This is a genomic window from Streptomyces lunaelactis (assembly GCF_003054555.1).
Classification (GTDB): domain Bacteria; phylum Actinomycetota; class Actinomycetes; order Streptomycetales; family Streptomycetaceae; genus Streptomyces; species Streptomyces lunaelactis.
Window position 1 is genome coordinate 1,606,795 of the sequence record NZ_CP026304.1, and the last position, 16,341, is coordinate 1,623,135.

17 protein-coding genes and 5 tRNA genes are annotated in these 16,341 nt (G+C 71.6%); 9 read left to right on the forward strand and 13 right to left on the reverse strand.

Features of this window, described 5'->3' with window-relative positions:
• Positions 1-9: 9 nt before the first annotated feature.
• Positions 10-504, reverse strand: coding sequence for a TIGR02611 family protein (locus SLUN_RS06995; RefSeq protein ID WP_108147663.1), 495 nt, complete (start codon positions 502-504; stop codon positions 10-12).
• 190 nt (positions 505-694) lie between these two features.
• On the opposite strand from SLUN_RS06995, the gene SLUN_RS07000 reads away from it, so the two are divergent.
• Together SLUN_RS07000 and SLUN_RS07005 are read left to right on the forward strand one after the other, a co-directional pair.
• Positions 695-1,108 (forward strand): SsgA family sporulation/cell division regulator, encoded by a 414-nt coding sequence (locus SLUN_RS07000; protein ID WP_003959770.1) that lies wholly within the window; start codon positions 695-697, stop codon positions 1,106-1,108.
• 191 nt (positions 1,109-1,299) lie between these two features.
• A complete protein-coding gene (locus tag SLUN_RS07005; protein WP_108147664.1) occupies positions 1,300-1,857 on the forward strand; it encodes a CGNR zinc finger domain-containing protein in 558 nt (185 codons plus the stop codon).
• Positions 1,858-1,874: 17 nt separating this feature from the next.
• Here the strand turns inward: SLUN_RS07005 and SLUN_RS39935 are convergent, their stop codons facing one another.
• Entirely contained in the window at positions 1,875-2,027 is a 153-nt protein-coding gene (locus SLUN_RS39935; RefSeq protein ID WP_170146558.1) for a hypothetical protein, read from the reverse strand.
• Positions 2,028-2,096: 69 nt separating this feature from the next.
• Entirely contained in the window at positions 2,097-2,573 is a 477-nt protein-coding gene (locus SLUN_RS07010; RefSeq protein ID WP_108147665.1) for a hypothetical protein, read from the reverse strand.
• A 166-nt stretch (positions 2,574-2,739) separates the two neighbouring features.
• Here SLUN_RS07010 and SLUN_RS07015 point away from each other — a divergent pair, with 166 nt between their 5' ends.
• Positions 2,740-3,294: a DsbA family protein gene (locus SLUN_RS07015; RefSeq protein WP_108147666.1), complete on the forward strand. Its 555-nt coding sequence runs from the start codon at positions 2,740-2,742 to the stop codon at positions 3,292-3,294.
• Here the strand turns inward: SLUN_RS07015 and SLUN_RS07020 are convergent.
• Genes SLUN_RS07020 through SLUN_RS07030 form a run of 3 tightly spaced genes read right to left on the reverse strand, consistent with a single transcriptional unit; the run spans position 3,291 to position 6,058 of the window.
• Positions 3,291-4,130: a GNAT family N-acetyltransferase gene (locus SLUN_RS07020; RefSeq protein ID WP_108147667.1), complete on the reverse strand. Its 840-nt coding sequence runs from the start codon at positions 4,128-4,130 to the stop codon at positions 3,291-3,293. The two genes, SLUN_RS07015 and SLUN_RS07020, sit on opposite strands and share 4 nt — an antisense overlap.
• Positions 4,131-4,172: 42 nt before the next feature.
• Positions 4,173-5,003, reverse strand: a complete 831-nt coding sequence (locus tag SLUN_RS07025; protein WP_108147668.1) for an aminotransferase class IV — start codon at positions 5,001-5,003, stop codon at positions 4,173-4,175.
• Positions 5,003-6,058, reverse strand: coding sequence for a chorismate-binding protein (locus SLUN_RS07030; protein ID WP_108147669.1), 1,056 nt, complete (start codon positions 6,056-6,058; stop codon positions 5,003-5,005). The genes SLUN_RS07025 and SLUN_RS07030 overlap by 1 nt, the downstream gene beginning before the upstream one ends.
• Positions 6,059-6,203: 145 nt before the next feature.
• Here SLUN_RS07030 and SLUN_RS07035 point away from each other — a divergent pair.
• The 5 genes from SLUN_RS07035 to SLUN_RS07055 all read left to right on the forward strand — a co-directional run bounded on the left by SLUN_RS07035 (position 6,204) and on the right by SLUN_RS07055 (position 6,664).
• Positions 6,204-6,276, forward strand: a tRNA-Gly gene (locus SLUN_RS07035).
• 33 nt (positions 6,277-6,309) lie between these two features.
• Positions 6,310-6,383 (forward strand) — tRNA-Cys (locus SLUN_RS07040).
• Between the two features lies 1 nt (position 6,384).
• Positions 6,385-6,456 (forward strand) — tRNA-Val (locus SLUN_RS07045).
• Between the two features lie 19 nt (positions 6,457-6,475).
• Positions 6,476-6,547 (forward strand) — tRNA-Val (locus tag SLUN_RS07050).
• Between the two features lie 42 nt (positions 6,548-6,589).
• Positions 6,590-6,664 (forward strand) — tRNA-Val (locus tag SLUN_RS07055).
• Between the two features lie 155 nt (positions 6,665-6,819).
• On the opposite strand, the gene SLUN_RS07060 is transcribed toward SLUN_RS07055, so the two are convergent.
• The 4 genes from SLUN_RS07060 to SLUN_RS07075 form a co-directional block, all read right to left on the reverse strand.
• Positions 6,820-7,116, reverse strand: a complete 297-nt coding sequence (locus SLUN_RS07060; protein ID WP_108147670.1) for a TFIIB-type zinc ribbon-containing protein — start codon at positions 7,114-7,116, stop codon at positions 6,820-6,822.
• Positions 7,117-7,184: 68 nt separating this feature from the next.
• Complete coding sequence (locus tag SLUN_RS07065) at positions 7,185-8,162, reverse strand: phosphotransferase family protein (RefSeq protein ID WP_108147671.1); 978 nt, start codon at positions 8,160-8,162, stop codon at positions 7,185-7,187.
• A gap of 402 nt (positions 8,163-8,564) precedes the next feature.
• Complete coding sequence (locus SLUN_RS07070; RefSeq protein WP_108147672.1) at positions 8,565-8,771, reverse strand: hypothetical protein; 207 nt, start codon at positions 8,769-8,771, stop codon at positions 8,565-8,567.
• A gap of 189 nt (positions 8,772-8,960) precedes the next feature.
• Positions 8,961-9,218: a DUF8836 family protein gene (locus tag SLUN_RS07075; protein ID WP_108147673.1), complete on the reverse strand. Its 258-nt coding sequence runs from the start codon at positions 9,216-9,218 to the stop codon at positions 8,961-8,963.
• A gap of 204 nt (positions 9,219-9,422) precedes the next feature.
• Here SLUN_RS07075 and SLUN_RS07080 point away from each other — a divergent pair, with 204 nt between their 5' ends.
• Positions 9,423-10,616, forward strand: coding sequence for a serine/threonine-protein kinase (locus SLUN_RS07080; RefSeq protein ID WP_108154572.1), 1,194 nt, complete (start codon positions 9,423-9,425; stop codon positions 10,614-10,616).
• 13 nt (positions 10,617-10,629) lie between these two features.
• Here the strand turns inward: SLUN_RS07080 and SLUN_RS07085 are convergent, their stop codons facing one another.
• The 3 genes from SLUN_RS07085 to cobT all read right to left on the reverse strand — a co-directional run bounded on the left by SLUN_RS07085 (position 10,630) and on the right by cobT (position 16,297).
• Positions 10,630-11,448 carry a TrmH family RNA methyltransferase gene (locus tag SLUN_RS07085; RefSeq protein ID WP_108147674.1) on the reverse strand — a complete coding sequence of 273 codons (819 nt, stop codon included), beginning with the start codon at positions 11,446-11,448 and terminating at the stop codon, positions 10,630-10,632.
• Between the two features lie 64 nt (positions 11,449-11,512).
• Positions 11,513-12,772 carry a uroporphyrinogen-III C-methyltransferase gene (cobA, locus tag SLUN_RS07090; RefSeq protein WP_108147675.1) on the reverse strand — a complete coding sequence of 420 codons (1,260 nt, stop codon included), beginning with the start codon at positions 12,770-12,772 and terminating at the stop codon, positions 11,513-11,515.
• 264 nt (positions 12,773-13,036) lie between these two features.
• Complete coding sequence (cobT, locus tag SLUN_RS07095; RefSeq protein WP_108147676.1) at positions 13,037-16,297, reverse strand: nicotinate-nucleotide--dimethylbenzimidazole phosphoribosyltransferase; 3,261 nt, start codon at positions 16,295-16,297, stop codon at positions 13,037-13,039.
• Positions 16,298-16,341 lie beyond the last annotated feature (44 nt).

Here is a 16,341-nt window from a genome sequence, read left to right on the forward strand (position 1 = left end):
TTTTCCGGGTCACTCGTCGATCTTCCAGGGCATCACGATCCCGAACTTCCAGACGTAGATTCCGACCAGTACGGCAATGATCACAAGACCGATCGTGGTCAGGATGATGTTGCGTCGCCGCACCTTCGGATCGAGCGCCCGCTGCGCCGCCTCGGTGACCTTGCGCTTGGTCCAGCGCAGCACCAATTGGGCCCAGACGAACTCGGTCGCCCAGATCGCCATACCGCCGAAGATCACCAGCCAGCCGGGTCCCGGCAGCGGCAGCATCACGACACCGGCGGCGACCACCGCGAGGCCGACGATGAAGACCGCGACCTGCCAGCTCAGATGCAGCGTCCTTGACCGCTTGATGAAGTGGGGCGCCTTCGAGCCGAGCTCCGGCTCCTTCGCCGCCGTCCCGCCCGCAGACCCGTCCGTGGCCCCGTCCGCCGTCACGTCCCCCGTCGCGGGCGTCGCGACCGTCTCCGCGACGACCTCTCCCCGCTCGTCACTCTCCGCATTCATGAGGCCCAACCTACCGGATTGATCCTCGTCACCGGAATGGCCGTATGACACAAAGTGACGCACCGCCGTACGAGCGACATGAAGGATCACAAAACGGTCAGAGGGGTTTACAACGGCACCGTAGGTGGCATGTCGATTTCGCCGACGTGCGAATCCCCGAGCGCACACTGAGCGAAAGGCCCTGGCGCTTATGAACACCACGGTCAGCTGCGAGCTGCACCTGCGCCTCGTTGTATCGAGCGAGTCTTCACTGCCTGTACCCGCGGGCCTGCGGTATGACACGGCCGATCCTTATGCCGTGCACGCCACCTTCCACACCGGAGCCGAAGAGACGGTCGAGTGGGTGTTCGCCCGCGATCTTCTCGCCGAGGGCCTGCACCGGCCCACCGGCACGGGCGACGTCAGAGTCTGGCCGTCCCGTAGCCATGGCCAGGGCGTCGTCTGCATCGCGCTGAGCTCCCCGGAGGGCGAAGCCCTGCTCGAGGCCCCGGCGCGGGCCCTGGAGTCGTTCCTGAAGCGGACCGACGCCGCGGTGCCACCCGGCACCGAGCATCGTCACTTCGATCTCGACACGGAGCTTTCGCACATCCTGGCCGAAAGCTGAGCCAGGCAGCGAGCTGCACGGCGCCGTCCGACTCGGGGAGACGGCGCCGCGCGGACAACCACATACGGCGGACACCGGCGCCGTCACCGCGGAATCCATCGCGGTGACGGCGCCGGTGCGCTCTCGGCACGAACGGCTAGAGTCAGCGCAATTCGGCGGGCACCGGCCCGCAGCAGGCCAGGGAGCGAATCGTGCTGATCCCCCACGACACCCGGATCGCCCTCGACACCGTCGTCGATCTGGTGAACACCGCACCGGAGAGCGGGCAGAACGACGGGCTCGCCGACATAGCGGCACTGTACGAATTCGCAACGAACCACAGCGTGAGCGGCGTGGGCGACCTGAGCCGGCGGGACCTGAAGGCCGTTCACGGCGTACGCGGACTGTTCGCGGAGATCTTCGCGGCGCCCGACAGCCGTAGCGCCGCCGAGCTGGTCAACCAGCTGGTGGCGGCCGCGGGGACCACCCCGCAGCTCACCGACCACGACGGCTACGACTGGCACGTGCACTACTTCGCGCCGGGCGCCTCGATCGCCGACCATCTCGCGGCGGACTGCGGGATGGCGCTGGCCTTCATCGTCGTCGCGGACGAGCAGGAGCGGCTGCGCCGCTGCGAGGCCCCGGACTGTGGACGCGCCTTCGTCGATCTTTCTCGCAATCGCTCGCGTCGCTACTGCGACAGCCGGACCTGCGGCAACCGCCTGCATGTCGCCGCGTACCGCGCGCGCCGCAAGGAAGCGGCGGGCTGAGCCTCACCGGCCCGCCCTCACAGCACGAACAGATCGTGCACCGCGGCCATGAGCAGCAGGAAGCCGATCACCGCAAGGAAGATCATCAGGGGCGGCTGGGAGAGAGCGAAGAGGCAGCCGCGGGGCTCTTCGGTCGGTGCGGGGGCCTGGCCCCGTGAGGTATCGAGCATCTCGGGGTGATGATGACGCAGCGCGGCCGGTCGTGATCGACCAACACGCCCCGCGAATGCGCTAGTTCATCAAATTCCGTGCTTCTTGAGGATCGCCTCGATGTCGCTGAAGTCCTCGCCGGTACCCGTCGCCTTCGGCTTCGCCTTGGACTGGGATTGGGGCTGGGGCCGGGCTTGAGGCTGGGCGACCGGACTGCCGCCCTGCCGGAGTGCGGGAGCGGACGCAGCCGGGGCGACCGCCTCGCGCTCTGCCGCCCTTGCGGCGGCCTTGCGCTCCTTGCGCGTCCCACCGCCGCGCCGCTCGATGGCCCGGGTGGTCATGAAGAGCAGCAAGGCGCCGCCGAGCAGGCCGAAGCCGAGCCAGGCGGAGGGGCTGAAGGCCGTGTCCACGGCCCATTCGACCGCGCCGGTCAGCACCAGTCCGATCGGGACCAGGGAATAGGCGGCTATGCGCGTCGCGGCCAGGAAACGCTTGCGGTACGCCGTGACGGCGGCGATGCCCAGGCCCGCCACGGACACCGCGGAACAAATGGTCTCGGCAAGCATCCGGTCCTCCAGGCTTCGGCGGGCATGTACGGGTACGTCCCCTCCATCGTGCACCGTCGGGCGGTGTCCGGGCCACGGTCACGTACGACCTCAGGGAGATCTCCGGGACGGCCTCCTCCCCAGGTCCCGGTCGGCCCGCACGGCGGCGGGCTGGGACACTGGTCCCATGAGCGACTCCACCACCGCCCGCCCCGTCGTGCTCGACGTCTGGTGCGAGCTCCAGTGCCCCGACTGCCGCAGCGCCCTGGGCGATCTGCGGGCCCTGCGTGAGCGGTACGGCGACCGGCTGGAGCTGCGGCTGCGGCACTTCCCCCTCGACAAGCACAAGCACGCGTTTGCCGGCGCGCAGGCCGCGGAGGAGGCGGCCGAGCAGGGCAAGGGCTGGCCCTACGTGGAGGCGGTGCTCGAGCGCACCGGCGAGCTCGCGGCGAAGGGCGAGCCGTTCCTGGTGGAGGTCGCGCGCGAACTGGGCCTGGACGCCGAGGAGTTCGACACCGCCCTGATCGACGGACGGCACATTCTGATCGTCGACGCCGACCAGGCCGAGGGCAAGGCGATCGGCGTGACAGGCACTCCGACGTACGTCATCGACGGTGAGCGCCTCGACGGCGGCAAGAGCCAGGAAGGGCTGCGGGCGCGCATCGAGGAGATCACCGACCGGCTGCTCGGCGGCTCCGAATCCGAGTCCCGTTCCGGCTCCGGCTCCGGCTCCGATGCCTAGAGCAGCTGCTTGAAGAGGTTGACGGCGGTCGTCTCGTAGCCGAGTGACTCGTAGAGCCTGATGGCCGGGGTGTTGCCCGCGAAGACATGCAGTCCGAGCAGCTCCGCCCCGGCTTCCCGTGAGACGCGTTCGGCCAGGAGCATCAGGGCCCGGCCGTGGCCCCGCCCCCGGAACTCCTCGGCGACCTCGACGTCGAACACGTACGTGCCCTGCTCACCGGGGCGCACTTCGCGCGCGGCGACCCACACATGCCCCACCACGGCGCCGTCGGCGGTCAGGACGCTGAACCAGGTGCCCGCCGTCGCGAGTCCGTCGGGGAGGTTGCCCGTGTGATCGGCCAGGGACTTGGCGCGGGCCTGCTCCTCCGGCACGCCCCGGTCCATCCAGTTCTGTGCGTAGCTGTCGATCGCCCTGACCAGCCACCGCTCGTACTCCGCCTCGCTCATGGGGCGGCCCTCGACGCCCGCGGGGAGCGCCGGGGGCTCCGGCGGGAGTTCCTTGAGCATGTTGCGGCCGCGCTCGGTGTAGCCGAGGGCCGACGCCATCCGGAGCGCGGTCGCGGCATCGGCCGGTACGGAGACGCCGACCTGGGTGCAGCCCCAGCCGCGCAGCACTTCCTCGGCCGCCAGCGCGGCGACCGTTCCCCTGCCGCGCCGACGGTCGGGCTCGTCGATCCGCAGGGAGCGGATCACGCCCCCGCGCGGCCCGAACCTGGCATCCGTGCCGATCTCGACCGCGCCGACCGGCCTGCTGTTCACACAGACCTCGTAGGAACGTGATGTGGCGCCGTTGGCCTCGTGCTGAATCGGCCCGGTCGGCCGCAGGGTGGTGGTCATCAGGGGTGTTCTACCCGTCCCCGCGCCCGCGCGTCACCAGGTTTACCGGTCCTTCGGGTCCCGGTCGGCGGCCGCGTGCTCCTCGAAGATCTGCATCGCCTTGGCGGTGACCGGTCCCGGCGCGTCCGCGATGTCCCGCCCGTCGATCCGCCCGACGGCCTGGACGTCGCGGAGGGTGGAGGTCAGGAAGATCTCCTCGGCCCGGTCCAGTACGTCGAACGGCAGGTCCGTCTCCTTCGCCCCCGTCCACTCCACGGTCAGCGCGCGAGTGATGCCGGCCAGACAGCCGGAGGCGACGGGCGGGGTGTGCAGTTCGCCGTCGAGCACGACGAAGACATTGGATCCCGTGCCCTCGCAGAGCCGGTCCACGGTGTTGGCGAACAGCGCCTCGGAGGCTCCCTGCTCGCTCGCCCTGGCGAGAGCGACGACGTTCTCCGCGTACGACGTCGTCTTCAGCCCGGTCAGGGCGCCACGCTCATTGCGCGTCCAGGGCACGGTGATCACCGCGGTGGTGTCGGGGCGGCGCTTGCTCTCGCCGAGCGCGACGAACAGCGTCGGGCCGGCCGTGCCGCGGTCGGAGCCGAGCGGTGAGAGACCACCGGTGTACGTGATGCGCAGCCGGCCCAACTCCATGGGATTGGCGTCCAGTACGGCGGCGCAGGCGCGGCGCACCTCGTCGTGGTCCGGCTCCGGCAGGCCGAGACCGCGGGCGGACCGGGTCAGCCGCTCGAGATGCAGGGTGAGCGCGAAGGGCTGCCCGTGGACCGCCTTGACGGTCTCGAAAATGCCGTCGCCCACGGTCAGCCCGTGGTCGAGCACGGATACCCGCGCATCGTCGGCATCCCTGAGTCCTCCGTTGACCCAAAGCTTCATCAAGCTGTCCTTCCGCTCGCCTCGTACGCCCCCGACGCTACCGCGAGCAGCCGGGAGGCCTTCAGCTCGGTCTCGTCCCACTCGCCCTCGGGGTCGGAGCCCCAGGTGATCCCGGCGCCGGTACCGAAGCGCAGCACCGGGCCCGCCGGTTCGTCGCGGTCGATCCAGAAGGTACGTATGCCGACGGCGAGCTCGCCCGTGCCACGGTCCGCGTCGACCCAGCCGATGCCTCCGCAGTACGGTCCGCGGGGCGCCGTCTCCAGCGCCTCGATGATCTTCAGGGCACTGGACTTGGGCGCCCCGGTCACCGAGCCGGGCGGGAACGTGGCCGCCAGCAGCTCCTTCCAGCCCGCCTTGGGAGTCAGCTCGCCGCGCACCGTGGAGACGAGGTGCACAAGACCGGGATGCTGCTCGACCGCGCACAGCGCCGGGACGGTCACGGTGCCGGTCGCACAGACGCGCCCCAGGTCGTTGCGGACCAGGTCGACGATCATCACGTTCTCCGCGTAGTCCTTGTCCAGCAGGTCCGCGGCGGTGCGGCCGGTGCCCTTGATCGGACCGGATTCGACGGTGCTGCCGGCCCGCCGCAGATAGAGCTCGGGCGACGCGGTGGCGATCTCCACACCGTGCACCGGCAGCCGGATCGTTCCTGCGTACGGTGCGGGGTTGCCGCGCGCCAGCAGCGCGGTGAGCGCGTCGACATCGGCGGCGGCCGGGTCGGGCAGCGGCGCGGACAGGACGCGGCACAGGTTCGCCTGGTAGACCTCGCCCGTGGCGATGTGCTCGCGGATGCGGCGGACGCGGGCCGTGTACGCGGTGCGGTCGAGCGAGGACGTCCAGTCACCGGCCGCGGGGCCGTGCCACCGTCCCGGCGCCGGCTCGGGCACCGGTTCCGTACGCACGTCGCCGAAGCGGGCGCAGGTCAGACGGCCCTCGAAGTCCGCGGCGACGGCCCAGAAGCCGGCCGAGTCGAGTGCTTCGGGGTCATGAGTGACATCCCGGAGGCCGGAAGCGAGGAGACGGCCGAAGCGGGCCAAAGGAGCGAGGTCATGCACGTCTGTGAGTCTATGGCGGGCGCCGATGGCCTGCTGCGACGTAAACACACCTCAGCACGCTGCGGAAACGCGTTTTTGTGCTGGCCCAGTAATCCGCTAGAGTTCAACACGTCGCCGGGACGCGCATGTGAACCGGAAACGACAAGCGGACGTGGCTCAGTTGGTAGAGCATCACCTTGCCAAGGTGAGGGTCGCGAGTTCGAATCTCGTCGTCCGCTCGATGGGGGAGCTTCCCGAACCCCAGCACTCCGGGTGGAGTGGCCGAGAGGCGAGGCAACGGCCTGCAAAGCCGTCTACACGGGTTCAAATCCCGTCTCCACCTCCAAGGACGATTAGCTCAGCGGGAGAGCGCTTCCCTGACACGGAAGAGGTCACTGGTTCAATCCCAGTATCGTCCACTGGATCCGCAAGGATCACGCGCGATTAGCTCAGCGGGAGAGCGCTTCCCTGACACGGAAGAGGTCACTGGTTCAATCCCAGTATCGCGCACGCAGTACCACGCAAGATCGCTGTACCACGAAAGATCGTCCCGCGCGATTAGCTCAGCGGGAGAGCGCTTCCCTGACACGGAAGAGGTCACTGGTTCAATCCCAGTATCGCGCACCAGCCAGAACCCCCGGCCGTCTCGACGGCCGGGGGTTCTGTCGTTGCCGGGGCCCGCCCGTCAGCCGGTGAAGAGCTGGGTGGCCTTCTGGATCAGCACGTACAGTCACCCCGCGGGTGCAGCTCGCTCAGGGGGCTCAGAGGTGCTCAGAAGCTGCTCAGGAGGAGAAGAGCATCCTGCCGAAGCCCTTCTGGCGGTAGTGCCCACCGCCATGGTGTCCGCCCTGGTGTCCGCCCTGGTGCGGCGCGCCCCAGGCGGGCGCGGGGGCGGCGGGGTAGGCCTGCGGGGCCGGCGGCGCGGGCGGGGCCTGCTGGGTCCACTGCGACTCGAGGCGGGTCAGGGACTCCAGCTCGCCGTAGTCGAGGAATATCCCCCGGCAGCCACTGCACTGCTCGATCTGGACACCATTGCGGTTGTACGTGTGCATCGCTGCATGGCACTTGGGACACTGCATGATCTGCTCAGCTCCTCGCCGTTCGGTCGACATCGCCGGGATGCATGCCCGGTGATGAGGAGTTCAGCCTACGACGGAGGCTCGTACTCCAACTCGGGCGGGAGTGCCGCGATTCGGGCACAGGCGTCGATCATGATCTGCTCGACATCGTCCAGGTCGCGGTGTTCCGCGGCCGACTTCGCGAGAGCGAGGGCGGCGGTCTGGACGGTCAGGGCGCGGGCGGGGACGTCGAGTTGGGGCCACGGGTCGCCGTCGCCGGGCACGGCTGGACCGCCTGCCGCCGTGTACGCACCGAGGAACCGCTGCCAGATCTCCGGGGGCAGGAGGCCGGCGGCGTACCAGGCGGCGGGGCGGGCCAGGTCCCAGGCGGGGTCGCCCAGGCCGAGGTCGTCGACGTCGATGAGCAGCCAGGGACCGGAGGGGGCGGGGTGGCGGACGAGCTGGCCGAGGTGGAGGTCGCCGTGGCAGAGCGTGCGGGCGCGGGGGGATGGTGCGGCGTCGCGGGCCCAGGCGGGGAGGCGGTCCCAGGCGCGCTGGACGGTGGCGGCCGTGGGGTGGTCACCCAGATCCGCCGTGCGCATCCGCGCGAGGGCACGGGCTGCCTTCGCGGGGCCGCGCATGGGCGGGAGCGGGCCGGGGAGCTCGGCGGGCTCGACGCGGTGGAGGCGGGCCAGCAGGCCGGCGGCCTCCTCCCAAGGGGCGGCGTCGGGATCCACGGGGTCCACGGGAACGCCGTACGGCCAGGCTGTGACGGGCCGGCCGTCGACGTCCCCGGAGGGGAGCGGGGGGAGCGGAACGGGGCCCAGGAGGATGCCGGTGAGGCGCGGGTGGGCGGCGACGGCGAGGCGCGCGGCGAGGGCGGCGGCGTCGGTATCAGGGGCGTGCGCCTTGGCGACGGCTTCGCCGTGGCGTACGACAGCGCCGTCGTCCCGCTCCGCGAGCACGGCCTCGTCCCGCCCACAGGCGCGGCAGGCCTGGCGGGCTCCGGCGAGATGCGCGGCATCCCGGGCGACGCGGGCAAGCGCGTGTACGACGTCTGCGGTCACGGTCTCTCCCCCGGGTGCGGTTCCCGCCCGGGAGCCTACGTGGCGGAATGCGGGGTTGGTTTCCACCACCCCACCCCACCCCTTCCCGGAACCGGGGCGGTGCCCCAGAGCCCTGGGGCGGTGGCCGACGCCCCACACCCCCGGGCAGCGCGCGCTTCGCGGCACGCCGGTGGCACACCTCAGACAGCCGAACTGTGCGACCCGCGCCCCGTCCCGGCGGACGGAGTCCGGCGCGGCGATTCGATGCTCGTGAGGGACACGCAAAGAAGCGCGGACAGCGCGATGGCCGGTCAGCTCCCCAGCTGACCGGCCAAACGCTGCCGTCCGCCGCACCCCCGTCCCCACGGGGTTGTTGGCCGGATGTCCCCGACCCGGACCGCTCTTCCGGGTCCGGGGCGCCGCTCAGCGCCCCAGCATCACGCCCACGGACGACGCTTGTGTGACCACCGCTTCCCAGCCGCCGAAGACGACCACCAGCAGTGCCGCCAGAGGAAGAACCATGGCCGTCGCCACCAATGGGTGGCGCGTGCCGGACTGGCGGCCGCCGAACGCGGCGAAAGCCTTGCGTCCCTGCATGCGGATCATCGTCCGCGAAGCCGTGTCCGCCATGGTCCCTCTCCTGTCGTATGTGGCAGCGGCGGGTGTCTGACCTCGGGGGACGAGTGGCTGCACCCGCCGCTTGACTTCAACATTAGGGAAGCGACAAGGCCCAGGCGTCATGCCCGCGTACCGATTGCCGGGCCTCCCGGAGGATGAGCCACCACCCACTGACGTACTCCCCAGGGTGGAGACGCGGTCCTAGGCCTTGGGGTCTTCCCGGAGGGGTCGCTCCGAGATGTCCTCCCGAGGCACCGGCTGCTCGACCAGGGCCAGGACTCGGGTGGCCATGAAACGGGCCGTCCGCACCACCGACCCGCTGCGGGTGACTTCGCTCACTTCCACCACCCCCCGGCGCACCGCCGTCTCGACGCGGCGGCCCGCCCTGCTCGCCACCACTTCGTAGGTACGAGTCGTGTCACCAGCGTCCACGACTATCTCCACGCGGTCACCCTTCATCGATCCAATCCCCCTTCTGCGACGGACCATTGAGATCTCGCACCGGGTCAGGGGTGCCGGATCCGCAGGCCCCTGACCACTCTTCAAGTTTCCCACCCGGCACTGACAATCGATCGGGCCGTGAGGGCGCGGCCTATGAGCACACCGGGGCGGGGGTACGTAAGCTGTGCCACGTCAAATGGCGACCGGGCAGCGGGGATGGACATGGCGATGATGCGGCTCCGGCGCGAGGACCCGCGTGTCGTCGGCTCGTTCAGGCTTCACCGGCGGCTCGGCGCGGGTGGCATGGGCGTCGTCTACCTCGGCTCCGACCGCCGCGGCCAGCGCGTCGCCCTGAAGGTGATCCGGCCGGATCTGGCGGAGGATCAGGAGTTCAGGTCGCGTTTCGCGCGCGAGGTTTCCGCGGCACGCCGGATCCGCGGCGGCTGTACGGCACGGCTGGTCGCCGCCGATCTCGAGGCGGACCGCCCGTGGTTCGCCACCCAGTACGTTCCCGGGCCGTCCCTGCACGACAAGGTCGCCGAGAACGGCACGCTGCCGGCCGCCGAGGTGGCCGCCATCGGTGCGGCGCTCTCCGAGGGCCTGGTCGCGGTGCACGAGGCCGGCGTCGTCCACCGGGATCTCAAGCCGTCGAACATCCTGCTCTCCCCCAAGGGCCCCCGCATCATCGACTTCGGCATCGCCTGGGCGACCGGCGCCAGCACGCTCACCCATGTCGGTACGGCGGTGGGCTCCCCCGGTTTCCTCGCGCCCGAGCAGGTACGCGGCGCGATGGTCACCCCGGCCACGGACGTCTTCGCGCTCGGCGCCACGCTCGCCTACGCGGCGACCGCCGACTCCCCCTTCGGGCACGGCAGTTCGGAGGTCATGCTCTACCGCGTCGTGCACGAGGAGGCGCAGCTGTACGGGGTCCCGGACGCGCTGGCCCCGCTCGTACAGGCCTGTCTGGCGAAGGATCCCGAGGAGCGTCCCAGCACGCTGCAGCTGTCGATGCGGCTCAAGGAGATCGCGGCCAGGGAGGCGCAGGGGCTGCCTGAGGCCCGGCCACCGGCCCAGCGCGAGCGGATCGAGCAGGAGCGTCAGACCTCGCGCTACCCGGAGCGCCCGGCACGCACGAACCGGACCGAGCGGATTGAGCGGACCGAGCGCATGGAGCGGCGTACGGCGGGCTCGTCCGCGCCGCGCCCGCAGTCCTCGCGCACCGGGGGCACGCGCCCCCAGCCGTCCCGCAACACCTCTCGGACGAACGGCCGTCCGGGCGGCACCAGGCCCGGCACCCGTCCGACGGCGACGGGGCGGCGGCCCGCCAACCCACGGCTGCTGCGGCAGCGGATCATCGTCTTCGTCGTGGTGACCTTGATCGTGGCGCTGGGCATCGCCGCGGCCCAGCAGTTGTAGCCGAGGCGCTGCCTCAGACCTGCGGGCGGCCCGTCGCCACCGCGTAGAACGCCACCGCGGCCGCCGCGCCCACATTGAGCGAGTCCACGCCGTGTGCCATCGGGATCCGTACCCACTCGTCGGCGGCGACCAGCGCCTGCGTGGAGAGCCCGTCGCCCTCCGCGCCCAGCATCAGCGCGACTCGCTCCAGCCGGTGCGGGGCGGCCTCGTCGATCGCGGTGGCCTTCTCGTCGGGGGTGAGGGCGAGAAGCTTGAAGCCCGCTTCCCGTACGGATTCCAGGCCCTTGGGCCAGGATTCGAGACGGGCGTACGGGACGGAGAAGACGGCGCCCATGGAGACCTTGACCGAGCGGCGGTAGAGCGGATCCGCGCAGTCCGGGGAGAGCAGTACGGCGTCCATGCCGAGCGCGGCGCCGCTGCGGAAGATAGCGCCGATGTTGGTGTGGTCGTTGACCGACTCCATGACGACCACCCTGCGGGTCGTCCGGAGCAGCTCGTCGGCGTTCGGCAGCGGCTTGCGCTGCATGGAGGCAAGGGCGCCGCGGTGCACGTGGTAGCCGGTGACCCGTTCGGCGAGCTCGGGGCTCACCGCGTACACCGGTGCCGGGAGTTCGTCGATGACATCGCGCATCACATCGACCCACTTGGCGGAGAGCAGCATCGAGCGCATCTCGTAACCGGCGTCCTTGGCCCGTCTGATGACCTTCTCGCCCTCCGCGATGAACAGGCCCTCGGCGGGCTCGCGCTTGCGCCGCAGCTCGACGTCGGTCAGGCCCGTGTAGTCGCGCAGTCGCGGGTCGTCGGGGTCCTCGACAGTGATGAGATCAGCCACAGGGTGATACTGCCTTCTCGGGGGTGCGGTGCCAACGGCTGGGACAGTGTTGGGTTACCGCTGGTTACTTGGTTCCTACGGCGACCACGTCACCGATGACGATGACGGCCGGGGGCCGGACGTCCGCTGCCCTGGCCGTCTCGGCGACGGTCGCGAGGGTGGCGTCGACGCGGCGCTGGGCCGCGGTCGTGCCCTCCTGGACCAGGGCGACGGGGGTCTCGGCCGCCTTGCCGTGGGCGATGAGGGTCTGCGCGATCGCGCCGATCTTGTCGACGCCCATGAGGACGACGAGGGTGCCACGGAGCCTGGCGAGGGCCGGCCAGTCGACGAGCGAGCGCTCGTCGTCGGGGGCGACATGGCCGCTGACGACCGTGAACTCATGGGCCACGCCACGGTGGGTGACCGGGATGCCCGCGGCGCCGGGGACGGAGATCGAGCTGGAGATGCCGGGGACGACGGTGCAGGGGATGCCGGCCTCGGCGAGCGCCTGTGCCTCCTCCATGCCGCGGCCGAAGACGAAGGGGTCGCCGCCCTTGAGCCGTACGACTGCCTTGCCGGCCTTGGCGTGCTCGATGAGCGCGTTGTTGATGGCCTCTTGGGCCATGTAGCGGCCGTACGGAATCTTGGCGGCGTCGATCACCTCGACGTGGGGCGGGAGTTCGTCGAGCAGGTCGCGGGGGCCGAGGCGGTCGGCGATGACGACGTCGGCCTCGGCGAGGAGGCGGCGGCCGCGGACGGTGATCAGGTCCGGGTCGCCGGGACCGCCGCCGACGAGGGCGACGCCAGGGGTACGCGTGCGGTGGTGCCGGGCGACCAGGGTGCCGTCGCGCAGGCCCTCGACCACGGCGTCGCGGATGGCGGCGGTGTGGCGCGGGTCGCGGCCCTGGACGTCGGCGGTGAGCACGGCGACCGTGACGCCCTCGCTGCGGCCGGTGGCCGGGGTCCAGGCGGTGGCGGCGTCCGCGTCGTCGGAGCGAACGCACCAGGTGCGGGTGCGCTCGGCCTCGGCGGATGCCGCGTTGTTGGCATCGGCGTCGGAGCTGGCGACGAGGGCGTACCAGGTGCCGGCGAGGTCGCCGTCCTCGTACGGGCGCTTGTTCCAGGTGATTTCGCCGGCGTCGGCCATCGCCTCGACGGAGGGGGTGGCGGAGGGCGAGACGAGGACGATGTCGGCACCGGCCGCGATGAGGGCGGGGAGGCGGCGCTGGGCGACCTGGCCGCCGCCGATGACCACGACGCGGCGGCCGGAGAGACGGAGGCCTACGGGGTAGGCGGGGTGGTCGTCGTGCTCGGCACGCTCGTGCTCGACATGCTCAGCAGCCATGGCGGTGCAGCTCTCCTCGTACGGCGGGTGCGGTCGGGGCCGCTGCGGCGGTGGAGCCGCCCCTGACGTGCGCGTTTGGGTGCGGGGTCCACGATACGGCGCGGGCGGGGCGGCGTCCTGCCCCGGTCCCGCGCCTGGGACCTGTCTTCTGGATCGGGCCGGATCAGCGAGCGTGCGTGCCGGGGCACGCGAGCGCGGCACGATCCACAGGACAGGCCCTGACCGGGACCGCGGGCCGTCCTCGATCGCCGGCCCGGGCGGACGCTACTTCTCCGTCACGCCCGCCGAGTCGAACGTCGCCACCTCGTGCATCGCCCTCGCCGCGCTCTGGACCACCGGGAGCGCCAGCAGGGCGCCCGTGCCCTCGCCCAGCCGGAGGTCGAGGTCCACCAGCGGGCGCAGGCCCAGCTTATTGAGGGCCGCCACGTGGCCCGGCTCCGCGCTGCGGTGGCCCGCGATGCAGGCTGCCAGCGCCTCAGGTGCGATCGCTCGGGCGACCAGGGCCGCCGCACCCGCGCTCACACCGTCCAGCACCACCGGCGTACGCAGCGACGCGCCGCCCAGGATGAAGCCAACCAGCGCCGCGTGCTCCAGGCCGCCGACCGCCGACAGGACGCCGATCGGGTCCGCCGGGTCCGGGGCGTGCAGGTCCAGCGCGCGCCGGACCACATCGACCTTGCGCGCGTGCATCTCGTCGTTGATGCCCGTGCCGCGGCCCGTGACCTCACCCGGGTCCATGCCCGTGTAGACGGAGATCAGCGCCGCGGAGACGGTCGTGTTGGCGATGCCCATCTCACCGGTGAGCAGTGCCTTGTTGCCCGCGGCCACCAGGTCCCGTGCCGTCTCGATGCCGACCTCGACCGCCGAGTGGACCTCCTCGCGGCTCAGTGCGGGGCCCGTCGTGAAGTCGGCCGTACCCGGCCTGACCTTGCGCGGCAGCAGACCCGGAGTGGCGGGCAGATCGCCCGCCACACCGACATCGACGACGCAGACCTCGGCCCCGACCTGGTTGGCGAAGGCGTTGCAGACCGCCCCGCCGCCAAGGAAGTTGGCGACCATCTGGGCCGTGACCTCCTGCGGCCAGGTAGTGACCCCCTGGGCGTGCACCCCATGGTCGCCCGCGAAGATCGCGACCGCCGCGGGCTCCGGGATCGGCGGCGGGCACATCCGGGAGAGACCGCTCAGCTGCGCGGAGATGATCTCCAGCATGCCGAGCGCGCCGGCCGGCTTGGTCATCCGCTTCTGCCGCTCCCACGCCTCGCCGAGCGCCTTCGCGTCCAGCGGGCGGATGGTGGAGACGGTCTCCTGGAGCAGATCGTGCGGCTCCTCGCCGGGCAGGGCGCGGCGGCCGTACGTCTCCTCGTGGACGACCCACGACAGCGGACGGCGCTTGGACCAGCCCGCCTGCATCAGCTCGGGCTCCTCCGGGAACTCGTCGACGTAACCGACACACAGATACGCCACGACTTCGAGGTGCTCCGGCAGACCCAGCGCACGCACCATCTCGCGCTCGTCGAAGAAGCTGACCCAGCCGACGCCGAGGCCTTCGGCGCGGGCGGCGAGCCAGAGATTCTCGACGGCGAGCGCCGAGGAGTACGGGGCCATCTGCGGCTGGGTGTGCCGGCCGAGGGTGTGGCGGCCGCCGCGGGTCGGGTCGGCGGTGACGACGATGTTCACCGGGGTGTCGAGGATCGCCTCGATCTTCAGTTCCTTGAACTGCTTGGCCCGGCCCTTGGGCAGCGACTTCGCGTACGCCTCCCGCTGGCGCTGGGCCAGTTCGTGCATCGACCGCCGGGTCTCGGCGGAGCGGATGACGACGAAGTCCCAGGGCTGAGAGTGGCCGACGCTCGGGGCCGTGTGGGCGGCCTCGAGGACGCGCAGCAGCACCTCGTGCGGGATGGGGTCGGAACGGAAGCCGTTGCGGATGTCCCGGCGCTCGCGCATGACGCGGAGTACGGCTTCGCGCTCGACGTCGTCATAGGCGGGAGCGGGCGCGGTCCCGGCAGCTACCGGAACAGGCTCGGGCTCCGGCTGGGGTGCGGGCTCTTCGGCCACGACCGGCTCGGGAGCCGGTACGGCCTCGGCCTCCAGGGGCGCTTCCGAACCCCCGTCGCGCGGTGCGGGCACGATCACTTCGGCCTCCGGCTCCGGGATCGACTCGGACTCGAACTGGGACTGGGACTGGGCGGACTCGGACCGGGGGTCGGCCTCGTGCTCTACCGGAGCTTCCGCTTCCTGCACGGGCACGGGCTCCGGCTCGGGTGCGGGGACAGCCTCGGGCTCGGGCTCTGCTTCGGCCGCCGGTTCGGGCGTCGCCGTCGCAGGCACCGGCGTCGGAGCCAGGTGGGGCGTGGTGGGGAGCGATCCGTCGACGGGGACGAACTGTCCGACGTGCTCGGGCTCCGGCGCGGAGTCCTGAACAGCGGGCTCCTGAACGGGTGCCTCGGCGACGGCCGGAGCATCGGGAGCGACCGGAACAGGCTCCGGGACGACCGTTTCTGCTCGTACGGCGGACGGCACCTCGGGCTGCGAAGGCCGCGGGTCCCACGGGGTCCCGGCCTGCGGCGGGATCTCGCCCAGCTGTGGCCCCGGCAGCAGCGGCGACGACTCGTCCCGCGGGAAGTCGAGGTACTCCACGCCCGTCGTGGCCGCTGCCGGGACGGGCGCGGGCATGGGGTGCGGCGGCGTGTGGCCGCCGCCGGCGCCGCGCTGACCCGCCGGTCCGCGATCGGCCAGGGAGCGCACCACACCGCCCGAGGAGTCGGGCACCGGAGGTCCCATGTGCAGCGGACGCCGCGCGGGCGGCGGGGTCGGTGTGGCGGAGGTGGGCGGGATGCGTACGCCACTGAGGTCGACGGAACCGGAGTCACGCCCATCGGCCTCGTGCGCGCCCGGCTCGGGAACCTGCTCGGAGACCTGTCCCGCGACCGGCTCGACGACCGGCTCCAGGACCGGCTCGGGCATCGGGGCGGGTTCGGCGCCCGGTTCGGTCTGGAGGAGGGCCTCGAGGGCGGACACCGGCTGCTCCGCCCCGAAGGCGGCCGCGACGGGCTCCATCACCGGCGCGGGTGCCCCAAGATCCGGAGCCATGAACTCCTGGGCCACGAACTCGGACCCCGCGGGCATCTGCACCTGCGCGGGCGCCTCGAAGTGATGCCCGGAAGCAACGGGCTCGGACAGGGGCGCCTGATCCACCGGCAGCCCCATCGCCGCAGGCGCATGCGTAGGCACGGACGCGTCGGCGTAGTGCTGAGAGACCGGCGCCTGCACGACCGGAGCCTGCACGACCGGAGCCTGCGACACAGGACCCTGCGGCCCCACGCCCGGCAGCACCGGAGCCACGCCCGGCTGCGTGTCGCTCCACGCGCCCTGCGAACCCGGCATCAACAGCAGATCGTCCTCTTCGGGAGCGTTCTCGGAGGGGTCGAGGTAGGTGTACGCACCCGGAGCGGGGATGCCCGGCTGTTCCACCATGCCTGCGTTCTCCGGCAGCCCCTCGCCCGGGACCTGGCCGGTGTCAGTCATGCGTACCCCTCGCCCATCGCTTGTGCTCCTTCGCCCATCGCCCG